The 24126-nt window shown below is 72.6% G+C and carries 25 protein-coding genes; 8 read left to right on the forward strand and 17 right to left on the reverse strand.

The window, feature by feature from the left end; all coding sequences use genetic code 11:
- Nucleotides 1–22 precede the first annotated feature (22 nt).
- The 4 genes from C1N71_RS11735 to C1N71_RS11750 are packed head-to-tail and all read left to right on the forward strand — an operon-like array spanning nucleotide 23 to nucleotide 4158.
- The gene (locus C1N71_RS11735) at nucleotides 23–1417 is read left to right on the forward strand and encodes a branched-chain amino acid ABC transporter permease (protein ID WP_254677993.1); all 1395 of its coding nucleotides are present in this window, start codon (nucleotides 23–25) and stop codon (nucleotides 1415–1417) included.
- On the forward strand, nucleotides 1417–2400 hold the full coding sequence (locus tag C1N71_RS11740; RefSeq protein ID WP_137756576.1) for a branched-chain amino acid ABC transporter permease: 984 nt from the start codon (nucleotides 1417–1419) through the stop codon (nucleotides 2398–2400). The genes C1N71_RS11735 and C1N71_RS11740 overlap by 1 nt, the downstream gene beginning before the upstream one ends.
- On the forward strand, nucleotides 2393–3322 hold the full coding sequence (locus C1N71_RS11745; RefSeq protein WP_137756577.1) for an ABC transporter ATP-binding protein: 930 nt from the start codon (nucleotides 2393–2395) through the stop codon (nucleotides 3320–3322). The genes C1N71_RS11740 and C1N71_RS11745 overlap by 8 nt, the downstream gene beginning before the upstream one ends.
- On the forward strand, nucleotides 3319–4158 hold the full coding sequence (locus tag C1N71_RS11750; RefSeq protein WP_137756578.1) for an ABC transporter ATP-binding protein: 840 nt from the start codon (nucleotides 3319–3321) through the stop codon (nucleotides 4156–4158). Before C1N71_RS11745 ends, C1N71_RS11750 begins: the two co-directional genes overlap by 4 nt.
- A gap of 903 nt (nucleotides 4159–5061) precedes the next feature.
- Here the strand turns inward: C1N71_RS11750 and C1N71_RS11755 are convergent.
- The 3 genes from C1N71_RS11755 to groES all read right to left on the reverse strand — a co-directional run bounded on the left by C1N71_RS11755 (nucleotide 5062) and on the right by groES (nucleotide 7781).
- The gene (locus tag C1N71_RS11755) at nucleotides 5062–6312 is read right to left on the reverse strand and encodes an ABC transporter substrate-binding protein (protein WP_137756579.1); all 1251 of its coding nucleotides are present in this window, start codon (nucleotides 6310–6312) and stop codon (nucleotides 5062–5064) included.
- Between the two features lie 163 nt (nucleotides 6313–6475).
- Nucleotides 6476–7399, reverse strand: a complete 924-nt coding sequence (gene rarD / locus C1N71_RS11760; protein WP_137756580.1) for an EamA family transporter RarD — start codon at nucleotides 7397–7399, stop codon at nucleotides 6476–6478.
- An 85-nt stretch (nucleotides 7400–7484) separates the two neighbouring features.
- Entirely contained in the window at nucleotides 7485–7781 is a 297-nt protein-coding gene (gene groES, locus C1N71_RS11765; protein ID WP_137756581.1) for a co-chaperone GroES, read from the reverse strand.
- A gap of 147 nt (nucleotides 7782–7928) precedes the next feature.
- On the opposite strand from groES, the gene C1N71_RS11770 reads away from it, so the two are divergent.
- Nucleotides 7929–9107: a class I SAM-dependent methyltransferase gene (locus C1N71_RS11770; RefSeq protein WP_137756582.1), complete on the forward strand. Its 1179-nt coding sequence runs from the start codon at nucleotides 7929–7931 to the stop codon at nucleotides 9105–9107.
- 65 nt (nucleotides 9108–9172) lie between these two features.
- Here the strand turns inward: C1N71_RS11770 and C1N71_RS11775 are convergent, their stop codons facing one another.
- The 9 genes from C1N71_RS11775 to glmS all read right to left on the reverse strand — a co-directional run bounded on the left by C1N71_RS11775 (nucleotide 9173) and on the right by glmS (nucleotide 16881).
- Nucleotides 9173–10231: a hypothetical protein gene (locus C1N71_RS11775; RefSeq protein WP_137756583.1), complete on the reverse strand. Its 1059-nt coding sequence runs from the start codon at nucleotides 10229–10231 to the stop codon at nucleotides 9173–9175.
- A gap of 123 nt (nucleotides 10232–10354) precedes the next feature.
- Complete coding sequence (locus C1N71_RS11780; protein WP_175414200.1) at nucleotides 10355–10687, reverse strand: DUF4190 domain-containing protein; 333 nt, start codon at nucleotides 10685–10687, stop codon at nucleotides 10355–10357.
- Nucleotides 10688–10755: 68 nt separating this feature from the next.
- Nucleotides 10756–11796 (reverse strand): tRNA (adenosine(37)-N6)-threonylcarbamoyltransferase complex transferase subunit TsaD, encoded by a 1041-nt coding sequence (gene tsaD / locus C1N71_RS15375; RefSeq protein WP_254677994.1) that lies wholly within the window; start codon nucleotides 11794–11796, stop codon nucleotides 10756–10758.
- A complete protein-coding gene (gene rimI / locus C1N71_RS15380) occupies nucleotides 11793–12239 on the reverse strand; it encodes a ribosomal protein S18-alanine N-acetyltransferase (protein WP_368074101.1) in 447 nt (148 codons plus the stop codon). Before rimI ends, tsaD begins: the two co-directional genes overlap by 4 nt.
- Complete coding sequence (tsaB, locus tag C1N71_RS15385) at nucleotides 12236–12799, reverse strand: tRNA (adenosine(37)-N6)-threonylcarbamoyltransferase complex dimerization subunit type 1 TsaB (protein WP_137756585.1); 564 nt, start codon at nucleotides 12797–12799, stop codon at nucleotides 12236–12238. The genes rimI and tsaB overlap by 4 nt, the downstream gene beginning before the upstream one ends.
- Nucleotides 12796–13707 carry a tRNA (adenosine(37)-N6)-threonylcarbamoyltransferase complex ATPase subunit type 1 TsaE gene (tsaE, locus tag C1N71_RS15525; RefSeq protein WP_368074102.1) on the reverse strand — a complete coding sequence of 304 codons (912 nt, stop codon included), beginning with the start codon at nucleotides 13705–13707 and terminating at the stop codon, nucleotides 12796–12798. Before tsaE ends, tsaB begins: the two co-directional genes overlap by 4 nt.
- Nucleotides 13704–14672 (reverse strand): alanine racemase, encoded by a 969-nt coding sequence (locus C1N71_RS11805; protein WP_137756586.1) that lies wholly within the window; start codon nucleotides 14670–14672, stop codon nucleotides 13704–13706. Before C1N71_RS11805 ends, tsaE begins: the two co-directional genes overlap by 4 nt.
- Nucleotides 14672–15037: a holo-ACP synthase gene (locus tag C1N71_RS11810; protein WP_137756587.1), complete on the reverse strand. Its 366-nt coding sequence runs from the start codon at nucleotides 15035–15037 to the stop codon at nucleotides 14672–14674. Before C1N71_RS11810 ends, C1N71_RS11805 begins: the two co-directional genes overlap by 1 nt.
- Nucleotides 15034–16881: a glutamine--fructose-6-phosphate transaminase (isomerizing) gene (glmS, locus tag C1N71_RS11815; RefSeq protein WP_137756588.1), complete on the reverse strand. Its 1848-nt coding sequence runs from the start codon at nucleotides 16879–16881 to the stop codon at nucleotides 15034–15036. Before glmS ends, C1N71_RS11810 begins: the two co-directional genes overlap by 4 nt.
- 56 nt (nucleotides 16882–16937) lie before the next feature.
- Here glmS and coaA point away from each other — a divergent pair, with 56 nt between their 5' ends.
- The gene (gene coaA / locus C1N71_RS11820) at nucleotides 16938–17867 is read left to right on the forward strand and encodes a type I pantothenate kinase (protein ID WP_137756589.1); all 930 of its coding nucleotides are present in this window, start codon (nucleotides 16938–16940) and stop codon (nucleotides 17865–17867) included.
- Here coaA and C1N71_RS11825 read toward each other — a convergent pair.
- The gene (locus tag C1N71_RS11825) at nucleotides 17831–18847 is read right to left on the reverse strand and encodes an EamA family transporter (protein ID WP_137756590.1); all 1017 of its coding nucleotides are present in this window, start codon (nucleotides 18845–18847) and stop codon (nucleotides 17831–17833) included. The two genes, coaA and C1N71_RS11825, sit on opposite strands and share 37 nt — an antisense overlap.
- Before the next feature lie 74 nt (nucleotides 18848–18921).
- On the opposite strand from C1N71_RS11825, the gene C1N71_RS15390 reads away from it, so the two are divergent.
- Nucleotides 18922–19461, forward strand: a complete 540-nt coding sequence (locus tag C1N71_RS15390) for a CGNR zinc finger domain-containing protein (RefSeq protein ID WP_137756591.1) — start codon at nucleotides 18922–18924, stop codon at nucleotides 19459–19461.
- Nucleotides 19462–19471: 10 nt separating this feature from the next.
- Here the strand turns inward: C1N71_RS15390 and glmM are convergent, their stop codons facing one another.
- From glmM to C1N71_RS11850, 4 genes are all read right to left on the reverse strand, one after another.
- A complete protein-coding gene (gene glmM, locus C1N71_RS11835) occupies nucleotides 19472–20830 on the reverse strand; it encodes a phosphoglucosamine mutase (protein WP_137756592.1) in 1359 nt (452 codons plus the stop codon).
- A gap of 2 nt (nucleotides 20831–20832) precedes the next feature.
- Complete coding sequence (gene rpsI / locus C1N71_RS11840) at nucleotides 20833–21312, reverse strand: 30S ribosomal protein S9 (RefSeq protein ID WP_137756593.1); 480 nt, start codon at nucleotides 21310–21312, stop codon at nucleotides 20833–20835.
- Nucleotides 21313–21335: 23 nt separating this feature from the next.
- Nucleotides 21336–21782 carry a 50S ribosomal protein L13 gene (gene rplM, locus C1N71_RS11845; RefSeq protein WP_137756594.1) on the reverse strand — a complete coding sequence of 149 codons (447 nt, stop codon included), beginning with the start codon at nucleotides 21780–21782 and terminating at the stop codon, nucleotides 21336–21338.
- A 175-nt stretch (nucleotides 21783–21957) separates the two neighbouring features.
- Nucleotides 21958–23367, reverse strand: coding sequence for a DivIVA domain-containing protein (locus C1N71_RS11850; protein ID WP_137756595.1), 1410 nt, complete (start codon nucleotides 23365–23367; stop codon nucleotides 21958–21960).
- An 86-nt stretch (nucleotides 23368–23453) separates the two neighbouring features.
- Here C1N71_RS11850 and C1N71_RS11855 point away from each other — a divergent pair, with 86 nt between their 5' ends.
- On the forward strand, nucleotides 23454–24104 hold the full coding sequence (locus C1N71_RS11855) for an HAD hydrolase-like protein (RefSeq protein WP_137756596.1): 651 nt from the start codon (nucleotides 23454–23456) through the stop codon (nucleotides 24102–24104).
- Nucleotides 24105–24126 lie beyond the last annotated feature (22 nt).

The raw sequence follows: 24126 nt of genomic DNA on the forward strand, positions 1-24126 counted from the left end.
GTCACGGACCACTGGAGGACATGTGGAGACGACACTCCGACGCACGCGATGGTGGTTCCCCCTCATCGCGCTGCTCGTCGCCGTCGGCGCCGCGATCGGGCTGGGCGCAGCGCCCGCCGACGCGACCTCGACGCCGGCGCCGACCGACCCGAGCCAGACGTACCAGTTCCAGGGCATCGTCCGCTCCGACCCGCAGACGCCCCTCGCCGGCGTCGTCATCACCGCGACCGGCGACGGCTTCGAGGGCACCGCGACCACCGGGGCCGACGGCCGCTGGTCGATCGCCGTGCCGGGCCCGGGCGCCTACACGGTGACGATCGACGAGGCGACGATCCCCTCGGGCCTGCAGGTGAACCCCGAGCACGTCTCACGCGAGTTCACGATCGGCACGACGAACTCGCAGGGCGTCCTGTTCCAGATCGGCGAGCCCGGATCCTTCGATGGCGCAGGATCCGGTGGCGACGACGGCGAGGGCACGAGCTCCGGCTCGGGATCCGGCTCGAGCTCGGGCGAGTCCAGCAGCAGCCGCTTCTCGTGGTCGCAGCTCGGGCAGCGCCTCTTCACCGGCCTCAACTTCGGCCTGCTGCTGGCGCTCGGCGCCATCGGCATCACGCTCATCTTCGGCACGACGGGCGTCAACAACTTCGCCCACGGCGAGATGCTCACGTTCGGCGCGCTCGTCTTCTACATGCTGACCACGGCGCTGCACCTGCCGGTGTGGCTCTCGGTGCTCGGCGTGCTGGTCGCGAGCGCCGCGTTCGGCTGGCTCCACGACGCCGCGATCTTCCGACCGTTGCGCCGCAGGCGCGTGGGCCTCGTGCAGGTGCTCATCGTCACGATCGGCCTGTCGATCGCGCTGCGCTACTTCTTCCAGTTCCTCTTCGGCGGCGGCAGCGAGACGCTCGCGGTCGACAACTCGGCGGTCATCTCGTTCGGCACGTTCAACGTGCGCGTGTCGAACATCGTGAGCATGGTCGTCTCGGTGATCATCCTGCTCGCCGTCGCGTTCTTCCTGACGCGCACGCGCATCGGCAAGGCGACGCGCGCGGTGAGCGACAACTCCGGGCTCGCGGCAGCCTCCGGCATCAACGTCGACCGGGTCATCCGCATCGTCTGGGTGCTCGCCGGCACGCTCACGGGCCTGTCGGGCGTGCTGTACGCCTACTTCGTCGGCGCCAGCGTGCGGTGGGACATGGGCTTCATCATCCTGCTGCTGCTGTTCGCATCCGTCACCCTCGGAGGCCTCGGCAGCGCGTTCGGTGCCCTCGTCGGCGCCGTGATCATCGGACTCGCCACCGAGCTGTCCACCCTCTGGCTGCCCACGGACCTCCGATTCGCGGTCGCCCTCGTCATCCTCATCCTCGTGCTGCTGCTCCGGCCGCAGGGTGTGCTCGGTCGCAAGGAGAGGATCGGCTGATGCTCGATGTCCTGCTCGGCTCGCTCGGCGAGCTCATCTCGGCCTCGTCGGCGGCGTACGCGCTCGCGGCGATCGGCCTCGGCATCCACTTCGGCTACGCGGGTCTGCTGAACTTCGGCCAGGCCGGCTTCATGGCCATCGGCGCCTACTCGTTCGCGATCTTCACCAGCATGGCGAACCCGACCGAGAACTGGGGATGGCCGCCGGCGCTGTCGCTGCTCGCGGCGACGCTCGTCGGCATCGCGTGCGCGACGGTGTTCGCGCTCATCCTCGGCATCCCCACCCTGCGCCTACGCGGCGACTACCTCGCGATCGTCACGATCGCGTCGGCGGAGATCGTACGGTTCACCGTCCGCACGCAGGACCTCACCGACGTCACGGGCGGCTCGCAGGGCATCCGCGGCACCGACTACAAGGGCGACATCCAGGCCGTCAACGACGGGCTGCTCGACCTGTCGAACAACACCTGGTACACGCTCGTGAGCTGGATCATCGTCATCCTGGCGATCCTCCTCGTCTGGGGCCTCATGCGCAGCCCGTGGGGCCGCGTCATCAAGGGCATCCGCGAGGACGAGGATGCGGTGCGCTCGCTCGGCAAGAACGTCTACGCGTACAAGATGCAGGCGCTCGTGCTCGGCGGCGTCATCGGCGCCATCGCCGGCATCCTGTTCATCTTCCCCCGTGCCGTCCAGCCGGACAGCTTCGCGACGACCCTCACGTTCAACGTGTGGACGGCGCTGCTGCTCGGCGGTGCGGCGACCGTGCTCGGACCGGTGCTCGGCGGCGTGCTGTTCTGGTTCCTGCTGTCGTTCGTGCGCGGCCTCATCGGCGAGCTGCACGACCTCGGCCTCTTCGGAGCCATGTCGGCCACGCAGGCCGGCCAGCTCGCGTTCGTCGCCGTCGGCGTCGCCCTCATCGCCCTCGTCGTCTTCCGACCGCAGGGCATCATGGGCAACAAGAAGGAGCTGTCGTTCAATGTCTAGCGCCACGAAGACCCATCCCCTCGTCGACGGCGAGGTCGGCCCCGGCTGCGCCAAGGTCGACCCGATCGTCGTCGCCGACGGCGTGCGCCGCCAGTTCGGCGGCCTCACGGCCGTCGACGTCGAGCACGTCGAGATCCCTCGCGGCGCCATCACGGCGCTCATCGGGCCGAACGGCGCCGGCAAGACGACGTTCTTCAACCTGCTCACGGGGTTCGACAAGCCCAACGAGGGGTCGTGGTCGTTCGACGGCCAGTCGCTCGCCGGCGTCCCCGCCTACAAGGTCGCCCGCCGCGGCATGGTGCGCACCTTCCAGCTCACGAAGTCGCTCGGCCGCCTCACCGTGCTGCAGAACATGCTGCTCGGCGCGACGGGTCAGCGCGGCGAGCGGCTCGGCTCCGCCCTCTGGGCCTTCCTCTGGCGCAAGCAGGAGCAGGAGAACATCGTTCGCGCCGACGACCTCCTCGCCCGGTTCAAGCTCGACGCCAAGCGGGAGGACTTCGCCGCCTCGCTCTCCGGTGGTCAGCGCAAGCTGCTCGAGATGGCCCGCGCACTCATGTCGAAGCCCAACCTCGTCATGCTCGACGAGCCGATGGCCGGCGTGAACCCCGCGCTGACGCAGTCGCTGCTCGACCACGTGCTCGGCCTCAAGGCCGACGGCATGAGCGTGCTCTTCGTCGAGCACGACATGCACATGGTGCGGCACATCTCCGACTGGGTCATCGTCATGGCCGAGGGCAAGGTCGTCGCCGAGGGTCCGCCCGAGTCGATCATGCAGGACCAGGCCGTCGTCGACGCCTACCTGGGCGCGCACCACGACACCGACCTGGGCACGCTGACCAACCAGGAGATCCAGCAGATCGAGCAGGAGGCCGCCGAGGAGCTCGACGAGGTCCAGGCCGCTCGCGAGGAGGACAAGGCATGACCGCCGTGCTCGAGACGAAGGACCTCGTCGCCGGCTACCTGCCGGGCGTCAACATCCTCAACGGCTGCTCGATCGTCGCGAACGAAGGCGACCTCATCGGCATCATCGGCCCGAACGGCGCCGGCAAGTCGACGCTGCTGAAGGCGATCTTCGGCCAGGTCAACGTGCGCGGCGGCTCGATCGTGCTGAACGGCGAGGAGATCACGGGCCTCAAGGCCGACCGGCTCGTCGGCAAGGGCGTCGGCATGGTGCCGCAGAACAACAACGTGTTCCCCTCGCTCACGATCGAGGAGAACCTCGAGATGGGGCTCTTCCAGCAGCCGAGGATGTTCAAGGAGCGCTTCGAGTTCGTCGCAGGGCTCTTCCCCGAGCTCGCGAAGCGACGCAGGCAGCGCGCCGGATCGCTCTCGGGCGGCGAGCGGCAGATGGTCGCCATGGGCCGCGCGCTCATGATGGATCCGTCGGTGCTGCTGCTCGACGAGCCATCGGCCGGCCTCTCCCCCGTGCGCCAGGACGAGACGTTCCTGCGCGTCGCCGAGATCAACAAGCACGGCGTGACGATCGTCATGGTCGAGCAGAACGCGCGCCGCTGCCTGCAGATCGCGCACCGCGCGTACGTGCTCGACCAGGGCAGGGACGCGTACACGGGCTCGGGGCGCGAGATGCTCAACGACCCGAAGGTCGTCGAGCTGTACCTCGGCACGCTCGCGACCGACGTCGAGGAGAAGGCGAAGACGTCGACGAACGCGATCGTCGTCGACTCGGGGGCGTCGGCGGAGCCGGGTGGTGCGGACGAGATCGCGGCGTCGTCGGAGCCTCGGGACGAGTCGAAGTAGGGTCTTCGGATCGAGCGGAGGCGTCGCACCTGCGGGTGCGGCGCCTCCTTCGTTCTCCCGGGGTGGGCGGTCGGCGGGACGTCGCTCCTCAGCTCGGACGATGAGGGTGGGGCGCGGGGTCGCGGCCTGGCGGCCGTGACCCCGCGCCCCACCCTCATGACTCGACACCCCGCGACATCCCGTCGACCGCCCACCCCTCGCGTCCTCGAGGGCTGAGCGGTCTAGAGGATCCTGGACGAGCCGCACCGCTGGGGTGGGCGCTGCGCGCGCGTTCCGCCGACCGGCGTCGGCGCGCGGCCGTTCCCGACCTCGACGGTGCTCACCGAGGGACGCTCGCGCGCACCGCGGACGGCGAGGTGCGGGTCTCGTGACGGCTGCTCGCTGTGCTCGCGGCCTCCTCGACCAGCTGGGAGGGGGCAGAGCGACGACATCGCCGAATGAGGCTTCCCCTCGATCGGGACGCTGCGCTCCCGCAGCCGGTCGAGGAGCGCGTGGGCTTGCGCCGCATGCGTCACGAGACCCGCGCACCTCCGGAGCGCCGACCCGTGGTGACGCCCACGCGGACCCGCGGAGGGCTGGGAACGGCCGCGCGAGGACGCCGGGTCGACGGACGCGCGCGCAGCGCCCCAACGATTCGGCGTTCGCTCCTCACCCGAGACGGAGGGACGGCGGTGCGCGGAGATGGCGCGGGGTGTCGAGTTATGGGGAAGGGAGGAGGGGGTGCGGCCGCTAGGCCGCATCCCCTCCTCCCTTCCCCATTGTCTGAGCTGAGGAGCGCCATCGCCGTGCACCGCCGACCCGGTCATGGCAGACGAACCCCCGCACGACACCGGAACAGCAGAAGGACCCCGGATGACTCCGGGGCCCTTCTGGTGTGCTGTGGATTCGGAAGGCCCGAACCGACTACTCGTTCAGCGAGCCGAACTCCGTGGTGAGCAGCGTGTAGCGGTTGTCGGCACCGTACTGGTAGATGCCGATGTACGCCTCGGTCGGGTCGCCGTTGTCATCGAACTCGATGGGTCCGGAGACGCCGTCGTAGTCGATGTCCTCGCCGTCCGCGATGAGCTGCAGGCACTCGGCGACGTCGGTGCACTTCGTGCCGCCCTCCGAGACCGACTGCATGTTGTCGCGGATGGTCTCGGGGTCGGTCGAGCCGCCCTGCGCGGCCGCGAGGGCCGCGAGGATGACCGCGTCGTACGACTCGGGAGCGTACGAGAAGTCGGTCAGCGAGTCGTCGATCTCGAGGAGGCGGTCCTGGAAGGTGTCGTCGGCGGGGTTGCCGGGCAGCGTGCCCTTGGCGCCCTCGAGCGTGCCCTCCGGGAACTCGTACGAGTTGGAGAGGTTGCCGTCGACGAAGTACACCTGGCTGGCCGCGTATCCCTGCGTCGAGACGAGCTCGGGGATGATGTTCGCCGTCTCCTCGAACGCGAGGATGCCGATCGCGTCGGGGCTCGCGGCGAGGATCTCCGACACCTGCGACGAGAAGTTCGTGTCGCCCGGGTTGTACGAGACGGAGGCGACCACCGAGCCGCCGCCGGCCTCGACGGCTGCGCCGGCGTTGTCCGCCAGGCCGATGCCGTAGGGGTCGTTGATGTAGAGGAACGCCACGTTGGCGGCGCCGTCGTTCACCATGAGGTTGCCGAGCACGCGACCCTGGAGCACGTCCGAGGGGGCGGTGCGCCAGTAGTAGCCGTCGTCGTCGTAGGTCGAGAAGTCGGGCGACGTGTTCGCCGGCGAGATCTGCACGATGCCCGCGTCGACGAACTGGTCGATGAACGTGAACGACACGCCCGACGAGGCGGCGCCGATGACGACGGACGCGCCGGCGTCGACGAGCTGGCCGGCCGACTGGATGGCGATGTCGGTCGTCGTGTCGCCCGAGTCGGTGTCGATCTGCTCGATGTCGAACGGGAAGTCGGCGGCCTCGAGGTCGGCGACGGCGAGGTCGACGCCTGCGAACTCGGGCGGGCCGAGGAAGGCGAGGTTGCCGGTCTGGGGCAGGATCGTGCCGACGATGAACGGGTCGTCGCTCGGCGCGTCGCTCTCGCCACCGGCGCCGCCCCCGGTGGAGCAGGCGGCGAGCACGACGATGCCCGCGGTGGATGCAGCGAGCAGCGCGGCGCGGCGCGAACGCTGGTGAAGGGATGCCTTCATGGTGCTCCTCAGGAGTCCTCAGGGTACGCCCGGCCACGCCGGGTTGCCGTCAACCCTAGGCGCGCACGGAAGCGAAGAACGCTCGATTTCGTGACGAACGTGTAACGGTCTGGTCGCGGTTCGATCACGGCTCCTGCACCGTGCGTCGCACCGCGAGGACGCGTCAGGGCGCGGGCGCAGGCACCGCCGGCGAGCGGCGTCGACGACCCTCGGCGACGACGAGGTCGACCATGAGCACGGCGAGCGAGAGCCACACGAGTCCGAAGCCGATCAGTCGCTCGGGCGGCATCGGCTCGCCCATGACGAGCCAGCCGAAGAGGAGGGAGAGGATCGGCGCGAGGTACTGCGTGAAGCCGAGCGTCGTGAGCGAGACGCGACGGGCCGCCGCCGAGAACAGCATGAGCGGCACGGCCGTGACGACGCCGAAGCCGACGACGGCGAGCTGCACGAGCGGCGGGACGTCGAGGATCGTCGGCCCCGCGACGATCGTGGAGACGACGAGCATTCCGATCGCGAACGGCACGGTGGCTGCGGTCTCGAGCGTGAACCCCGTGATCGCGTCGACGCGGGCGCCGACCTGCTTCTTGAGCAGGCCGTAGACGGAGAAGGCGAGCGCGAGCAGGATCGCGATCCACGGGAACGAGCGGTAGGCGACGACGAGCACGACGACGGCGACGACGCTGATGCCCACCGCCACCCACTGCGCCGGTCGCAGGCGCTCGTGCAGCACGACGACGGCGAGCACGATCGACAGGATCGGGTTCAGGAAGTAGCCGAGGCTCGTCTCGATGATGTGGCCGGAGAGGACGGCGTAGGCGAAGACCGTCCAGTTCACGAGGATCGCGAGGCCGGAGGCGCCGAGCGCCAGGAGCGAGCGCCGGTCGCGCAGCACCGCGCAGAGGGCGCCCCAGCCGCGCACGGCGGTGACGATGAGCGCGGCGACGACGACGGACGCCAGCACGCGCCAGCCGACGAGCTCGATTGCGGCGACGCCCTGCATGAGCACGACGTACGCAGGCACGACGCCCCACACGGCGTATGCGCCCACCGCGAGCGCCAGCCCGCGCCCCGACTCCGTCGTCCTCATCGTCTCCCCATCCTCACGCATGCCCATGGACGCAGCGACGGCGGCACCCCATCGGGTGCCGCCGTCGCGGATGCGTGGCGTCGCGTCAGCGCACGACCACCGCGAGCACGTCGCGAGCCGACAGCACGAGGAACTCCTCGCCGCCGAACTTCACCTCCGTGCCGCCGTACTTCGAGTAGATGACCCGGTCGCCCTCGGCGACGTCGACGGGCACGCGGTTGCCGTTGTCGTCGACACGGCCGGGGCCCACGGCCACGACCTCGCCCTCCTGGGGCTTCTCCTTGGCGGTGTCCGGGATGACGAGACCGCTGGCAGTCGTCGTCTCCGCCTCGACCTGGCGGATGACGATGCGGTCCTCGAGCGGCTTGATGGAGACCGACACGGTTGCCTCTTTCCTCAGTCGGATGTCTTCGTTGGCAGTCGACGGTGTCGAGTGCCAGAACGACTGTACGCGAGCGGCTGGCACCTGGGCAACATGAGTGCCAACTCGGAGGCCGATCCGGGTGGCGGCGGCTGCTTGGATGGTGGGATGGATGCCGCCGCCCTGCGTCTGCTGCTCTCGCGCGACGGGCTCGCGCTGCTCGACGAGGTGTCGGCGACGCTCGACGACCTCGGCGGCGCCGTGCAGGCGGTGCAGTCGCTGCGCCGCCGCGGGCACGACCCGGCGCTCGTCGCCGCCGTGCTGACCCAGGCTCGGCTCCGTCGGCGGGGCGCGGCGAAGTTCGGCCCGTTCGCAGCCTCGATGCTCTTCACGGAGGCCGGGCTCGAGCAGGCGACGCGCCTGCGGGTCGCGGCGGTCCATGCGGGGCGCATGCGCGATGCGGGCGTGGCCTCCGTCGCCGACCTCGGCTGCGGCATCGGCGGCGACGCGATGGCGATCGCCGCGACCGGCTGCACGGTGCGCGCGGTGGATGCGGACGAGGTGACCGCGGCGGTCGCCGGGTTCAACCTCGCACCGCTGCCCGAGGCGACCGTCGTGCACGGCCGCGCGGAGGACGCGGACCTTCGGGACGTGGACGCGATCTGGGCCGACCCGGCTCGCCGCGACGCGACGGGTCGGCGGCTGCCGGTCGAGGCGTGGTCGCCGTCGCTGCCGTGGCTCCTGTCGCTGGCCGACGAGCGGCCGATGGGCGTGAAGCTCGGACCCGCGATCGACCACGAGCACCTGCCCGCCGACGGCGAGGCGCAGTGGGTGACGGTCGACGGCGAGACGGTGGAGGCCGTGGCGTGGACGGGGTCGCTCGCGCGTCCGGGCGTGCGCACCTCGGCGATCGTGCTCGACGACGCCGGGGCGCACGAGCTCGCGGGCTCCCCCGACGAGGATGCCGTCGACGTGCGCGCGCTCGGCGCCTGGCTGCACGAGCCGGCCGGCGCCGTCATCCGCGCGCGGCTCATCGGCGCCGTGGCGGCCGAGATCGACGCGGGGCTCGTGAGCGAGCGCATCGCCTACCTCACGACCGACGCGGACGTCGTGAGCCCCTTCACGCAGCGCTTCCGCGTGGTCGCGACGATGCCGCTCGACGAGCGCGCCATCCAGCGCGAGCTCCGGGCGCGCGGCATCGGGACGCTCGAGGTGAAGAAGCGCGGCGCCGACGTCGACCCCGACCGGCTGCGTCGGCGCCTGCGGCTCGCGGGCGACGGCGCCGCGACGCTGCTCGCGACGCGCGTCGACGGCAGGCACCGCGCGATCCTCGCCGAGCGCGCCTGAGCCGTCGTCGGCGACGGACGCACGAACGCCCCGCGGATCGCGGGGCGTTCGTGCTGCGGGGTCGGCTAGAAGGAGCCGCCGCTGGCGAACCACGGCAGCCAGATCACCGCGTAGACGATCGTGATGATGATGGCCACGACCAGCAGCACGCCGCTGCCGATCGTCGCGATGAGGCCCCACGGCTTGTTCTGCGGTGCGCGGCGCATGCTCATGACGCCCGTGACGATGCCGCCGATGAGCGGCAGGCCCGCGATCGGCGCGAAGAGGATCGTGAGCAGGAGGCCGACGCCCGTGAGCACGATCGCGGTGATCGTGATGCCCGTGAGCTTGCCGCGCGGTGCCTTCGCGGGCTGCGCGCCGTACTGCTGCTGGCCGTACTGGCCGTAGCCGGCCTGCTGGCCGTACTGCTGCTGGCCGTAGCCCGGCTGCTGCTGCGCGTAGGCGGGCGCCGACGACGACTGCTGGCCGTACGACGGGGTCGACTGCTGGCCGTACTGCTGCTGGCCGTAGGCGGGCGCCGACGACGGCTGGCCGTAGGACGGGGTCGACTGGCCGTACGAGGGCTGCTGCTGCGAGGGCTGACCCCACGACTGGTCGGACTGCTGCGCGGGCTGCCCCCACGACTGCTGCTGGTCGGACGACTGCGCCTGGCCCCACGCGGGCGCCTGCTGCTCGGACTGCGACGACTGCCCGTAGGCGGCCGACGACTGGCCGTACGACGGCGTCTGCTCCGACTGACCGTACGAGGGCGTGGCGGACTGGTCCGACGACTGGCCGTACGACGTGGCGGACTGGTCCGACGACTGGCCGTACGACGTGGCGGACTGCTCCGACTGGCCGTACGACGGAGTCTGCTCCGACTGGCCGTACGACGGCGTGGCGGACTGCTCCGACGACTGGTCGTACGACGGCGCCGCGGGCTGCTCGGCGGCGGGCTGCCCCCAGGGCTGCGCCTGCTGGTCGCCGGTGGCCTGGGGCTGCTGCGTGGCGGGCTGTCCCCACGATCCCGACTGCTCGGGCTGCTGCGCCTCCTGTCCGGCGCTCGACGCGGATGCGGACTGCTCGGTGCTCTCGGACGGCGCGAAGCGTCGCTCGTCGCCCTGCTGCGGGAACTGGTCGCTCATGGTCCCTCCTGGGATGCTCGCCTGCGTCGGCAGGCTCGGGTGGCGGTCGCGAGACGCGGTGCGACGCGCGGGCTCACGCTATCGCACGGACCGCGACGATCCCTGGGCTTGCGCCCATCCGCGTCATGGTGCGGTGGGCAGTCCCTGGAAGAGCGCGGCGAGCGTCGCGCCGAAGAGCACGATGCTCGCGACGATCGCGACGAGCCCGAGCGCGCCGAGCACGATGGCGCCGACGGCGAGCGGGCGTCCGCCCGCCCCCGAGCGCCGGATCCGCGCGATCGAGACGGCGCCGAGGACGATGCCGGCGAGCGATCCCAGCAGCGGGAGCAGCGTGACGCCCAAGACGGATGCGCCGATCGCGAGCATCGCGAGCAGGTCGGTCGCCGGCGCACGGTAAGCGGCGGCGTCGGGTGCCTCGTGCACGATCGCGGTCGGCGGCGGGGGTGCGATGCTCACCTGGACAGGGTGCCACGCGTCGCTGTGCGCCGGCTCTGCCACGACGGCGCGGCCCGGCCGCCGCGCCCTCAGCCCACCTGCACGACGCTCGCGTCGAGCGTCGACTCCACCCCGAAGCCCGGCGCGCTCGGCGCCGCCCCGCGCGCGACGAGCCGCGCGCCGAGGCCCGCGATCATCGCGCCGTTGTCGGTGCACAGCGATAGCGGCGGCACGCGCAGGACGACGCCGGCGGCCTCGCAGCGCTCCGCCGCGACCTCGCGCAGCCGCCGGTTCGCCACGACGCCGCCGCCGAGCAGCAGGCGCGGGACGCCCGTGTGCGCGCAGGCGTCCAAGGCCTTCGTCACGAGCACGTCGACGACGGCCTCGCGGAACGACGCCGCCACGTCCGGCACCGACACCGAGTCGGCGTCGGCCGCGCGCTCGACGTGCCGCGCGACGGCCGTCTTGAGCCCCGAGAACGAGAAGTCGAAGCGGTGGCGCTCGCGATCCTTCGGCGCGGTCAGACCACGCGGGAAGGCGATGGCACGCGGATCCCCGTCCGCCGCAGCGGCGTCGATCGACGGACCGCCGGGGTAGCCGAGGCCCAGCAGCCGCGCGACCTTGTCGAACGCCTCCCCTGCGGCGTCGTCGATCGTCTCGCCGAGCGTCGCGACGTCCTCGTCGATGTCTCGCACGTGCAGGAGGGAGGTGTGGCCGCCCGAGACGAGCAGCGCGATCGTCTCCGCCTCGATCGGGCCGCCGGCGAGCGCGTCGGCGGCGACGTGGCCGACGAGGTGGTTGACGCCGTGCACCGGCAGGCCCGTCGCGACGCCGAGCGCCTTCGCGGCGCCGACGCCCACCATGAGCGCGCCCGCGAGTCCCGGACCGGCTGTCACGGCGATGGCGTCGAGGTCGGCGATCGTGACGCCCGCCTCGTCGAGCGCGCGACGGATCGTCGGCTCCATGGCCTCGAGGTGCGCACGCGCCGCGATCTCCGGCACGACGCCGCCGAAGCGCGCGTGCAGGTCCATCGACGAGGCGACGACGTTCGCGAGCAGCTCGTCGCCGCGCACGATGCCGACGCCCGTCTCGTCGCAGCTGGTCTCGATGCCGAGCACGAGCGGTATCACGACAGGTCCTTCCGCATCGAGATCGCGTCGACGCCCTCCGGCTGGTAATACCCGGGGCGCACGCCGGTCTCGACGAATCCCTCCGACAGGTAGAGCGCGCGGGCGGGCGCGTTGTCCTCGCGCACCTCGAGGAACAGCTCGGTGACGCCGCGGTCGCGCGCGTCCTGCTGCGCCTGCCGCAGCAGGCGACGCCCGAGGCCCGTGCCGCGTGCGGACTCGGCGACCGCGATCGTCTGGATGTCGCCCTCGACGCCGACCGCGCGCAGGCCGACGTAGCCGACGATCGAGCCGTCGTCGTCGACGGCGACCACGTAGCGGCCCCAGTCGCTCGCCATCTCCGCGGCCATCGTGCCGCGCGCCCACGCGGTGAGGCCGAACGACGCGGTCTCGATCGCCATGACGGCGTCGAGGTCGTCGAGCGTCGCCGTGCGCAGGGCGATCACGACGTGACCCGCTTCGGGGCGGCGCTCGGCACGGCGTCGGCCTCGCGCAGGTAGATCGCCTCGCGGCTCGACCCGGCGCCGGCCGCGAGCGCGGCGACGAGGCCGGCGGCGCCGATCCAGTCGGCGTCCACGCGTCGAGCGCCATCGATCACGGGGACGGCCGCGGCGGGGGCGAGCGCGGGGCCCTGCACGCGCGCGCCGCCCCGGTAGAGGCTCCAGGCGCGCTCGCGACGCCGCACGTCCGTCGTGACCTGCACGAGGCCCGGCTCGGCGACGCCCACCGCGTCGTGGCTGCACACGCCCACCCACGGCACCCCGAGGCCGAGGGCTGCGGTGCGGGCGGCGACGATCCCGATGCGCAGACCCGTGAAGGCGCCGGGCCCGAGGCCGGCGACGACCTGCGTGACCGCATCGCGATGGTCGCCGAGCACCACGGCGAGCGCGACGTCGAGCACCTCCGCATGCCGGCGGGTGTCGTGCTCGTCGTGCGCGGCGACGACGCGCCCGGCGTCGACGAGCGCGATCGACGTGCCGAGCGACGTGTCGATGGCCAGGATCATGCGGTCTCCCTCGCGAACGCGAGCAGGCGGGATGCGGGCCAGCGGTCGCCGTGCCCGGTGAGCCGCACGGTGCGCGGCTCGTCGGCGTCGGCCTCGCCCGCGTCGCCGCCGATGGTGCGCTCGATCTCGACGTGCAGCCAGGTGTCGACCGCATGCACGAGCGGCAGCCCCCACTCGGCGATCGTGATGGATGCGTCGACGTCGAGGTCGAGGTCGTCGAGCTCCGCCTCGTCGCCGAGTCGGTACGCGTCGACGTGCAGCAGCGGGACCGTCGCCGTGCGGTGGGTGCGGGCGATGACGAACGTGGGGCTCTGCACGGTGCCGACGGCACCGAGGCCGTCGCCGATCCCGCGCGTCAGCGTCGTCTTGCCCGCGCCGAGCTCGCCGGTGAGCACGACGACGTCGCCCGCCTCGAGGATGCCGGCGAGGCGGCGACCGAGCGCCTCCATGGCGTCGGCGTCGACGACGACGTCCTCGACGATCGCGTCGACGCGCGGGCCGACGAACGCCTCGAGCAGCCGCGCCGAAACCCCTGCCGCGGCGCCCCACGCGGCGACCTCCTCGCCGCCCGCGCCCCAGACGACCGCCTCGGCGCCCGGCGCGACGACGGCGTCGCCGATGTCGAGCACGACCTGGTCCATCGCGACGCGTCCCGCGATGGGATGCGGCACGGCGTCGACGGTCACGGGCGCTCCGGCGGCGGAGCGCGGCACGCCGTCGGCGTAGCCGAGCGCGACGAGGGCGAGGGTCGTCTCGCGCGTCGTGACGTGCTCCCAGCCGTACGAGACGCCGTGCCCGGCCGGCACGCGCTTCGTCGACACGACCTCGCCTGCCAGGCGCACGACGCGGCCCGCGAGGTCGATCGTCGCGACGCGGCGCGGCGCCCGGCGCGGCTGGTCGGCGCTCATGCCGCCGCCATCCGCGTGACGACCTCGTAGCCGATCGTGCCGGCTGCGTGCGCCCAGGCGATCGCGCTCGGCTCGCCGCGCGCCGGGTCGCCCCACAGCACTGCGGCGCCCGAGACGGCCTCGGCGAGTCGCGTCGCGGCGACGCCCACCTCGGCGACCGGCACGACGCGGTCGCCGACGAGCACCGGCGCGCCGGGCGCGGGCAGCAGGCCGTGCCGTGCCCCGACGTCGAGCACGCCGTCGACGACCGAGCCCGTCACGCGCATCGCGGGGCGCAGCCCCGCAGCCGCTGCGGCCGAGCCCTGCGCGTCGTCGCCGTCAGGGTGGATGCCGTAGGCGGCGATGCCGACGCGCACCATGTCGAGCGCGACGCCCCCGGCGGCGAGCGTCGCGGAGGAGTTCGCCAGATGCCGCAGCTCGGGCTCGAGCCCGGCGGCGAGCGCGCAGGCATCGGCGAACGCGGCGGCCTGCGCGGCATCCGCGTCCGGGCCGGATCCCGCGAGGTGCGAGAAGACGCCGCGCACGCGCAGCCGACCGCTCGCCTGCAGTGCGGTCGCGCGCGCCACGACCTGCGGCCACTCGCCCATCGGCACGCCGTTGCGTCCGAGCCCCGTGTCGACCTTGAGGTGGACCGTCGCACCGACCTCGGCCGCCTGCTCGAGCTGCGCGAGGCTCGACACGCCCACGTCGACGCGCGCGGCGACGGCCGGGGCGAGGTCGGGCTCGGCGGCGTGCAGCCACGTGAGGATGGGCGCCTCCACGCCGGCCGCGCGCAGCGCGATCGCCTCATCGACGTCGACCACGCCGAGCCACGAGGCACCGCCATCGAGCATCGCGCGCGCCGCGAGCACCGCTCCGTGGCCGTAGCCGTCCGCCTTCACGACGCCGCACACGAGCGCGTCCGTCCGTCGCACGATCGTCTGCAGGTTCGCGACGATCGCCGAGGCGTCCACCGCGCGCGCCATCACGACTCCGCGACGACGACGGCCGCGGCGACGCCGGCGTCGTGGGTGAGGGAGAGATGCACGCTCGTGACGCCGCGCGACGCCGCGAGCGCCGCCCACGCGCCGCCGAGCTCGAGCGACGGCGCACCGGCGGCGTCCGACGCCACCACGAGGTCGCGCCAGCGTTGCCCCTCGATCGTCCCGAGCGCCTTCGCCGCCGCCTCCTTCGCGGCCCAGCGTGCAGCGAGCGAGCGCACGGGCCGTGCCGCGCCGCCGACGACGAGCTCGCGGTCGGCGAAGAGCCGCTGCGCCAGGCCCGGCGTACGCGAGACGGCGCGCTCGAAGCGCGCCACGTCGACGACGTCGATGCCCAGCCCGACGATCACTCGACCGTCACGGACTTCGCGAGGTTGCGCGGCTGGTCGACGTCGAGGCCCTTCGCCGTCGCGAGCTCGAGCGCGAACAGGTGCAGCGGCACGACCGAGAGCACCGGCTCGAGGAGCGGGAGCGTGAGGGGGATGCGCAGCACCTGGTCCGCGTACGGCAGCACGGCGGCGTCGCCCGCCTCCGCGACGGCGATGACGCGGGCGCCGCGCGCCCGGATCTCCTGGATGTTCGAGACGACCTTGGCGTGCAGCCCCTGCTGGTGCCTGGGGCTCGGCACGACGACGAACACCACCTGCCCGGGCTCGATGAGCGCGATGGGTCCGTGCTTCAGCTCGCCCGCCGCGAAGCCCTCCGCGTGGATGTAGCTCAGCTCCTTGAGCTTGAGCGCGCCCTCGAGCGCGACGGGGTAGCCGACGTGGCGGCCGAGGAACAGCACCGAGCGCGTGCCGCTCATCCAATGCGCCAGCTCGCGGATCGCATCCTGCTCGCCGAGCAGCGTGCGCAGCTGCTCCGGCAGGGCCTCGAGCGCCGCGGTGACCTCCCGCACGGCGTCGTCGGCGATCGTGCCCCGCACGCGGCCGAGGTGGAGGCCGGTCAGCAGCAGCGCGACGACCTGGGCGAGGAACGCCTTCGTCGACGCGACGGCGACCTCGGGACCGGCGTGCGTGTAGAGCACGGCCTCGGAGGCGCGGGCGATCGTCGAGCCCTGCGTGTTGCAGATCGACAGCGTGCGCGCCCCCTGCTCGATCGCGTGCTGCACCGCCATCTTCGTGTCCATCGTCTCGCCGGACTGCGAGATCGAGATGACGAGCGTGCGCTCGTCGACGATCGGATCGCGGTAGCGGTACTCGTGCGCGAGGTCGACCTCGACCGGTATGCGCGCCCAGGTCTCGATCGCGTACTCGCCGACGAGCGCCGAGTAGGCGGCGGTGCCGCACGCGACGATCTGCACGCGGTCGATGCCGCGCAGCACGTCGTCGTCGAGCGCGCCGAGCTCGCCGAGGGCCGGCAGCCCGTCGACGATGCGGCCGCGCAGCGTGTTCGCGACGGCCTCGGGGTCCTCCGCGACCTCCTTCGCCATGAACGACGACCAGCCGCCCTTCTCGGCCGCCGCGGCATCCCACGTCACCTCGAACGGCGCGCCCTCGACCGACTGCCCGCCGAAGTCGACGACCTCGACGCCGTCGGGCGTGATGGTCGCGAGCTCGTCGTTGCCGAGCGCCCACGCCATGCGCGTGTAGCGCACGAAGGCGCTCACGTCGCTCGCGAGGAACTGCTCGCCCTGCGAGAGGCCGACGAGCAGCGGGGAGTTGTGGCAGGCGCCGACGACGACGCCGGGCTGGTCGACGTGCACGGCGAGGAGCGTGAACTGCCCCTCGAGCCTGCGCACGAGTGCGAGCATCGCCTGCGTGAGGTCGCCGTGCTCGCGGAAGAGCCTGCCGAGCAGCAGCGCGGCCGCCTCGGTGTCGGTCTCCGACGTGAACGTCTCCCCCGCCGCGACGAGCTCGGCTCGCAGCGCGGCGAAGTTCTCGATGATCCCGTTGTGGATGAGGGCGAGGCGGCCGTCGTCGCCGAGGTGCGGATGCGCGTTCTCGTCGGTCGGCCCGCCGTGCGTCGCCCAGCGCGTGTGCCCGATGCCGATGCTCGACTCCGGCAGCGGCGCGTCCTCGAGCGAGCCGCGCAGCACGCCGAGCTTGCCGCCGCGCTTGCGCGAGGCGAGCCCGTCGGGCGCGACGACCGCGATGCCCGCGGAGTCGTAGCCGCGGTACTCGAGGCGGCCGAGCCCCTCGAGGAGCACCTCGACGGTGTCGCGAGGTCCTGCATAGCCGACGATGCCGCACATGGGTGCCAAGCCTACCGGCGGCGACCCGGCGCCCCGCGCCGCTAGGCTCGGCGCTCGTGGTCCACCAGCAGACGCCGTTCGTCGACATCGACCGCGTCGCCTGGTCGAGGCTCGCGCCCATGACGCCGAACCCGCTCACCGAGCGCGAGGTCGCACGGCTGCGCGGCCTCGGCGACCGGCTCGAGCTGCGCGAGGTCGCCGAGGTGTACCTCCCCATCTCCCGGCTCGTGAGCCTCTACCAGGAGTCGGCGCGCAGGCTGCACGCCGAGACCGCATCCTTCCTCGGCGAGCGCGCGCGGCCCGTGCCATTCGTCATCGGCGTCGCCGGATCCGTCGCGGTCGGCAAGTCGACGACGGCGCGCCTGCTGCAGGAGCTGCTGGGCAGGTGGGAGGGCAGCCCCCGCGTCGACCTCGTGACGACCGACGGCTTCCTGCTGCCGAACGCCGAGCTCGAGCGCCGCGGCCTCATGCAGCGCAAGGGCTTCCCGGAGGCGTACGACCGGCGCGCGCTGCTCGCGGCGATCTCGAAGGTCAAGGCGGGCGTCGAGGAGGTGGAGGTGCCGGTCTACTCGCACCTCACCTACGACATCGTCCCCGACGAGCGGATCGTGATCCGTCGCCCCGACATCCTCATCGTCGAGGGCCTCAACGTGCTGCAGCCGCCCGCGTCGAAGGCGCACATGGCGGTCTCGGACCTCTTCGACTTCTCCGTGTACGTCGACGCCCGCACCGCATCGATCCGCGAGTGGTACGTCGAGCGCTTCCTCGCCCTCCAGCGCGGCGCCTTCCAGCAGCCCGAGTCGTACTTCCATCGCTTCGCCGACCTCGACGAGCAGGCCGCGCGCGCCTACGCCGTGGGCGTATGGGATGCGATCAACGGCCCGAACCTCGTCGAGAACATCCTCCCGACGCGGTCGCGCGCGGATCTCGTGCTGCGCAAGGCCGACGATCACACCGTGCGGTCGGTGCTCCTGCGCAAGATCTGATCGGTCGCGGGCTCCTCGGGGACGACGAGCGGCAGCTCGACGGGCGCCGTGACGGCGTCGCGCTCGTCCCTGGGCCTTCGCAGCTCGCCCGCGCGCACGAGCACGACGCCGGCGAGGATCGCCGCGCCGCCGAGCCACTGCACCGGCGTGGGCACGAGGGCGAGCAGCAGCGCCATCCACAGCACGCCGAAGAGCGGCTCGGAGTAGCCGAGGAAGCTCGACAGCGTCGCGCCGAGGCGCCGCACGCCCGAGACGCCCAGCACGTAGGCGGCGACGGTCGCGACGAGCACGAGCACCGCGAGGGTCGCCATCATCGGCACCTGCATGCCTGCGAGCTCGGTGGGAGCCGTCGCGACGGTCATGGGCAGGATGCCGATGGCCCCCGCGACGAGCAGCAGCACGCCGCCGACGGCGAGCCCGAGGCCCGCGAGCGTGACGGGCGGCAGCCCATGGGTCGTCGAGGCGGCCGACGCCCAGTAGACGGCGTTGCCGACGGCCGAGACGAGGGCGAGGCCGATGCCGATCGGGTCGAGCGACTCCGCCTGACCGACGCCGGAGACGAGCCCGAGGCCGAGCACCGCGAGCCCGGCGCCGACGAGCGTCAGGGCGGCCGGCGAGCGGCGCGTGCGAGCCCACGTCCAGCCGACGAGCAGCACGGGCCCCAGGAACTCGATGAGCAGCGCGAGCGCAGGCGGGATGCGCTGCACGGCGCTGAAGTACGCCAGCTGGCAGATCGCGACCGCGAAGGTACCGAACAGCAGCACCTGCCACCGACCGGCCCACAGGGTCGCCCACCGCCCGCGCAGCGCGAGCAGCGCGGGTACGAGCATGACGAGCGCGGCGAGCGAGATGCGCGCGGCGGTGACGGCGCCGGGCGACCATCCCGAGGCGATCAGGGCGCTCGCGAAGATCCCGGAGAGGCCGAAGGAGGCCGCCGCTGCGATGCAGAGCAGCAGGCCGAAGCCACGGCGATCGAGCATGCGGACTCCTCGGATGTCATGGGCGTTCGTGCGTACGGTCGTGACGCTATCGTATGCGGCATGGGACGCGCAGCATGGTGACGCCGCTCCGCCTGCCGACCGAGACGGTCGCGGCGCTCGAGGCGGTCGTCGCGATCGCCACCGCCGCCAACGCAGGCGCGCTCGACGACGCGGCCGGGCTCGACGCCGCGCTCGGCGACATCCGCTACACGGGCTCGCGGGCGCACGACGACGCCGAGGCCCGCGAGGTGCGCGACGTCGTGCCTGCGCTGCTGGCGATGTGGGACGCCGAGCGCGACGACGTCCCCGCGCTCGCGAACGCCATCCTCCGCGGCGCCGACGCCGCACCGCAGCTCGTGCGGCACGACGGCATCGACTGGCACCTCCACGCGATCGACCCCGAGCGTCCGCTCGCCGAGCGCATCGCGGTCGAGACCGCCATCGCCTTCGTCGACCTCATCCGCCTCGACGAGACCGATCGCTGCAAGCGCTGCGCCGCCGGCGACTGCGGGCTGCCGATGCTCGACCTGTCCCGCAACCGGTCCAGGCGCTTCTGCTCGACCGCCTGCCAGTCGCGCGTCAACGTCGCCGCGTACCGCGCGCGCAGCCGCTGACGCGTCGGGCTCAGGCCTCCGCGGCGGTGCCGAGACGGTCGCGGACGAGCTCGGCGAGCTCGTGCGCGATGGCGTCGGCCGTGTGCTGCTCGCGCGCCTCGACCATGACGCGGATGAGCTTCTCGGTGCCGCTGGGCCGCAGCAGGATGCGGCCCGAGTCGCCGAGCTCCGCCTCGTGCCGCGCGACGGCGTCCTGGATGACGTCGTCGCCCGCCAGCGCGAGCCGGTCGACGCCGCGCACGTTGACGAGCACCTGCGGGAAGACCTGCATGACCGCGGCGAGCTCCGCGAGGGACCTGCCCGTGCGCGCCATCTCCTGCGCCACGTGCAGCCCCGTGAGCACCCCGTCGCCCGTCGTCGCGTGCTGCGTGAGGATGACATGGCCGGACTGCTCGCCGCCGAGCGAGAGCCCGTAGGCGCCGAGCGCCTCGAGCACGTAGCGGTCGCCCACCGCGGTCTGCACGAGCTCGATGCCGTGCTCCTCCATCGCGAGCCGGAGCCCGAGGTTGGACATGACGGTCGCGACGAGCGTGTCATCGGCGAGCTCGCCGCGCTGCTTCGCAGCCACCGCGAGGATCGCCATGATCTGGTCGCCGTCGACGACCCGCCCGTCCGCATCCACCGCGAGGCATCGGTCGGCGTCGCCGTCGTGCGCGATGCCGATGTCGGCGCCGAGCGCGACGACGCGCTCCTGCAGCAGCTCGAGGTGCGTCGAGCCCACGTCGCGGTTGATGTTCATGCCGTCGGGGTCGGCCCCGATCACCGTGACGGTCGCGCCCGCGTCGTGGAACGCGTCGGGGCTCACGCCCGACGCCGCGCCGTTCGCGCAGTCGAGCACGACGTGCAGCCCGTCGAGCCGCGTGTCGAGGGTGCCCAGCAGGTGCACGACGTAGCGGTCCTCGGCGTCGGCGAACCGGCGGATGCGCCCGACCTCGCCTGCGACGGCGCGGATGGGCTGCTCGGCCATCGCACGCTCGATGTCGTCCTCGGTCGCGTCCTGCAGCTTCGTCCCGCCGCGCGCGAGGAACTTGATGCCGTTGTCCGGCGCCGGGTTGTGGGACGCGGAGATCATGACGCCGAAGTCGGCGTCGACGTCGCCGACGAGGAACGCCGTGGCCGGCGTCGGGATCACCCCGGCGTCGAGCACGTCGACGCCGCTCGACGCGAGCCCTGCCGCGACGGCCGCGACGATGAACTCGCCCGAGACGCGCGGGTCGCGGGCGACGACCGCGACGGGCCGACGACCCTCCAGGCGTGCAGCACGGCCGAGCACGGCTGCACCCGCCTGGGCGAGTGACAGCGCGAGCTCGGCCGTGATGTCCGCGCCGGCGAGGCCACGGACTCCGTCCGTGCCGAACAGGCGCGACAAGGTCAGCGCTTCGAGTACTGAGGCGCCTTGCGAGCCTTCTTGAGACCGGCCTTCTTGCGCTCGATGACGCGAGCGTCGCGCGAGAGGAAGCCGGCCTTCTTGAGCTCGGGGCGGTTGTTCTCGACGTCGATCTGGTTCAGCGCACGGGCGATGCCGAGGCGCATCGCGCCGGCCTGACCCGAAGGGCCGCCGCCGGAGACGCGGGCGATCACGTCGTAGCTGCCGTTCAGCTCGAGGATCGTGAACGGGTCGTTGATGAGCTGCTGGTGCAGCTTGTTCGGGAAGTAGTCCTCGAGCGTGCGACCGTTCACCTGGAACGTGCCGGAGCCGGGGACGAGGCGCACGCGGGCGATGGCCTGCTTGCGACGGCCGACGGCCTGGCCGCCGACGGTGAGGACGCGGGGCGCGCGCGGCGCTGCAGCCTCGGGCGTCTCGGTCGAGAAGCCCTCGGGCGCCTCGATGGAGTCTGCGATCTTCGCCATGATGTGTCGGTTCCCTCTCGCGCCTACTGGGCGACCTGGTCGAACGTGTACGGGGTCGGCTGCTGGGCAGCGTGGGGGTGCTCGGCACCCGCGTACACCTTGAGCTTCTTGATCTGGGCGCGGCCGAGCGAGTTCTTCGGCAGCATGCCGCGGATGGCCTTCTCGACCGTGCGGACGGGGTGCTTCTCGAGCATCTCGACGTAGCTCGTGGCCTTGAGGCCGCCCGGGTAGCCCGAGTGGCGGTAGGCGAGCTTCTGCTCGCGCTTCTGGCCCGTGAGCGCGACCTTGTCTGCGTTCACGATGATGACGTGGTCGCCCATGTCGATGTGCGGGGCGAACGTCGCCTTGTGCTTGCCGCGCAGGATGGCGGCGGCGTGGCTGGCCAGGCGGCCGAGCACCACGTCGGTGGCGTCGATGACGATCCAGTCGTGCTGGACGTCGCTCGCCTTGGGCGAGTAGGTACGAGTCATGGGTGCCTCATGTGTCGAGTGAAGTGGTCGTGCATCCCGCTCCATGGGGTTCCCGTGTGGGACGCTCCCGGTCGGAGGGCTCAGCTCGGGGCGCAGCAGAGCGCGCACCAAGGGTCCACGATACCCGCTGAGCGGGCACCGGGTCAATCCGAGGCGGGTCGGCGCGTCGCCGGCGTCAGCGGTCGGCGTCGTCCCGCTCGTCGCGGTCCTCGTGCCACACGACCTCGACCTGCTCGCTCACGATGCCGCCCTGCGACGGCGTCTCGACCGGCTCCGTCTCGCCCGTGACGATCGTGAGGTCGTCGAGGTCGTCGGAGACCTCCACGTGCTGCGCGTGCGGATCCTGCTCGACGGTGGGCTCGAGGTCCGCGACGTCGTCCGCGCCATCCGACGGCTCGACGTCCGGCACGGCGGGGGCGCTCGGCGCGGCCTCGCTCGGCGACGGGATGGTCGCGGCGTCGTCGCCGAACGTCGGCAGCGCGGCGCGCGTCGACTCGGCGATCGCCATGAGCTGCCCCACCTCGGCGCGGAACCCCTGCAGCTGCTGCTGCTGGAAGCGCAGGGTGCGCGCGCGGTCCTCCGCCTCGTGCAGCACCTCCTTGGAGTGTCCGAGCACGGCGTCGACGATCGCCTGCGCGCGCGTGCGGGCCTCGCCGAGGATGGCGCTCGCCCGTGCCACCGCCTGCCGCTCGACGTGCGCCGCCTGCGCCTTCGACAGCTCCTCGAACGCCTGCGCCTGCTCCGCGATGTGGTTCGCGTGCTGCAGCGCGGAGGCGACCTTCTCGTTCGCGTCGGCCGTGATGCGCTCCGCGTGCTGGATCGCGTGGTTGTGCAGCCGGAGGAACTCCTGCTGCGCCTCCTCCTGCCTGCGCTTCGCCGCCGCGTCCAGCTCGAGCTGACGCGCCTTCGACTCGCGATGGATGCGCTCGGCCTCGGCCTTGAGCGCGTCGGCCTCCGCCGTGCTCTGCTGGCGCAGCGCCGACGCCGCGCGCTCGGCCTCCGAGATGAGGACGCTCGCCTCCGACTCGGCCTGCGCGACGCGCTCCTGATGCTTCGCCTCGCGCGACTCGAGCTCGGCCGCGTGCGCGCTGCGCTCGGTCTCGATGCGGAGCCGGGCCTGCGCCTCCTCGTGCTTCGCAGCCTCGAGGATGCGGTCCGACTCCTCCTTCTGCTTCGCGCGGTCCTTCTCGATCTGGCTCGTGGCGTCGGCGACGATGCGCTCAGCCTGCTGCACGGCGTTGTCGATGAGGGCGGACGCCTGCTCCTCCGCGACGCGCAGGATCTCCTCGAAGCGCGGCTCCTCGCCGTCCTCCGAGACCTCGCGGCCGAGGATCTCCGCCCGCGACTCCGCCGCCTGCAGCCGGCTGCGCACCTCGATGAGCTCGCCCTCGAGGCGCGTGATGCGCTGCTCGGCGGCGGACATGTCCTCGCGGTGGTGCTCGGCCTGGGCCTGCAGGTCCTGCGCGGCCGCCTGCGCCGAGCGGCGCGACTGCTCGACGGCGTCGCGCAGCCGCTGCACCTCCGCGTCGACCTGCGCCTGGTCGTAGCCACGGAAGGCCTGCTTGAACTCCTGCACGTCCGTCATGGGGGTCGCCTCATCCACTCGCGATCGGCACCGACGGGCTCCATGGTAGCCAGGCCGTGTGGACGGATGGATGGGAGGATGTGCAGATGCGACCGTCCGCCGTGCTCCTCGACCTCGACGGCACGCTGAGCGACTCCGCTCCCGGCCTCCTCGCCTCGCTGCGGCACATGCACGAGGGCCTCGGGCTGCCAGTTCCAGGTGACGACGAGCTGCGACGCTGGCTCGGCCCGCCGACGGCCACGACGCTCGCCGAGCACGGCCACGACGGCGCGACGGTCGCACGCGGCGTCGCCCTGTTCCGCGAGCACCTGCTGGACGGCGGCGGGCTGCTGGACCAGCGGGTGTACGACGGCATCGTCGCGCTCGTCGAGGATCTGCGCGCCGCGGGCGTGCCCACGAGCATCCTCACGTTCAAGCTGCAGGAGGACGCGGAGGTCGTCGCCGAGCACCTCGGACTCCGCGACGCACTCGGCGCGGTGCACGGCCGCATCCCGCGGGACGACGGCCGCTCGAAGGCACCACTCATCGCCCGCGCGCTCACCGAGCTCGGCGTCGCCGCGTCGCCCGCCGTCGTCATGGTGGGCGACCGCCGCCACGACGTCGAGGGCGCGCACGAGGCCGGCGTGCGCGCGATCGGCGTCACGTGGGGCTACGGCTCGCGCGACGAGCTCGAGGTGGCCGGCGCCGACGACGTCGTCGACGACGTCGCGTCGCTGCGTCGCCTGCTGCTCGGCTGATCTCGGGCGCCGACCGCTACCG

Origin of the sequence: Agrococcus sp. SGAir0287 (assembly GCF_005484985.1) — a bacterium.
GTDB lineage: Bacteria > Actinomycetota > Actinomycetes > Actinomycetales > Microbacteriaceae > Agrococcus.